The following is an 894-nucleotide window of genomic DNA, read 5'->3' on the forward strand; positions in this document are numbered from 1 at the left end:
TGGACAAAAAACGCGTGACCTGGTCGTGGCTCACTGCACCATCTACCATCGCCGACAAGCCCGTACAAATCGAGTTTTTTGTTCTTCATGGCGACAGGTTATCGTATGCACTGCGTAACATCAGTTATTAAGCTAACACCCCGCCGCTGATGCGCCTATGATCAAGCCACGCAGGTCTGCCGCTACTTCCTTACCCTGTGGCAACCACTGCGAAGAAAGATTCCGCCACCTGTACGACAACAACAGCCGGCACCAAGCCCATGCTGGAAGGAGAACACCATGGCCAAAGGTCAAATGCGAGGCAACAAGGAAGTAAAGAAACCCAAAAAGGAAAAACCAGCCAATACGCCGGCTAGTACATTCCTCTCTCAAACCAAGCCTGCCGAAACCGGCAAGCAAAAATAACCGCCATACAAATGAAAGCGCCGGCAAAAGCCGGCGCTTTCATTTGTATGGAGAAAACACCGTACACCCCAACACATAGCTCACTTCCTTCTATTGGGACAGGCTACTTATTTTCCTTTCACACTGGCCGGGTCGAACCACAGTGCTTTGTCTTTCAAGGGGGGTTCAGGAGACAGGGTAGGGTTATCAAGCTGGATAATACGGCGGTCATTGAACTTGGCTTTCAGGATGCTCACACCGTTGTACCACCAGAAAATCTCGTCAAAACTGCCGTCCTTCAACATCATGCGCCCCCCTTCCTCCAGCCTGCGCGTGAGGACGATATTCTGTTTGGCCACAAAGAAGTAATTAGGGCTGGGAGTAAACTATTCACCCGGCAACTAAGGGTTGATTTATTGGTGTCCGCCCCCAACTGATAGAAATGGACAAAGAAGACGGACGCAAGCTGTCGCGGCAAGAACAGCACGAAAGGCGCAAGCAAGCTGTGAG

General features: G+C 51.0%; 2 protein-coding genes. One reads left to right on the top strand and one right to left on the bottom strand.

Translation table 11 applies throughout. From position 1 onward, the window contains the following. The first annotated feature begins 279 nt into the window (after window positions 1-279). On the top strand, window positions 280-405 hold the full coding sequence (locus CSQ89_RS23590) for a hypothetical protein (RefSeq protein ID WP_255408671.1): 126 nt from the start codon (window positions 280-282) through the stop codon (window positions 403-405). A 107-nt stretch (window positions 406-512) separates the two neighbouring features. On the opposite strand, the gene CSQ89_RS21690 is transcribed toward CSQ89_RS23590, so the two are convergent. Continuing rightward, window positions 513-692: a hypothetical protein gene (locus CSQ89_RS21690; RefSeq protein ID WP_099408000.1), complete on the bottom strand. Its 180-nt coding sequence runs from the start codon at window positions 690-692 to the stop codon at window positions 513-515. Between the last annotated feature and the right edge of the window lie 202 nt (window positions 693-894).

The sequence above is a fragment of the Chitinimonas sp. BJB300 genome, assembly GCF_002735695.1.
Taxonomy (GTDB): Bacteria; Pseudomonadota; Gammaproteobacteria; order Burkholderiales; family Chitinimonadaceae; genus Chitinimonas.

Bases quoted from the DNA above. Each gene is read 5' to 3' on its own strand.
- CSQ89_RS21690 (WP_099408000.1), bottom strand. From the start codon at position 692: ATGATGTTGAAGGACGGCAGTTTTGACGAGATTTTCTGGTGGTACAAC.
- CSQ89_RS23590 (WP_255408671.1), top strand. From the start codon at position 280: ATGGCCAAAGGTCAAATGCGAGGCAACAAGGAAGTAAAGAAACCCAAA.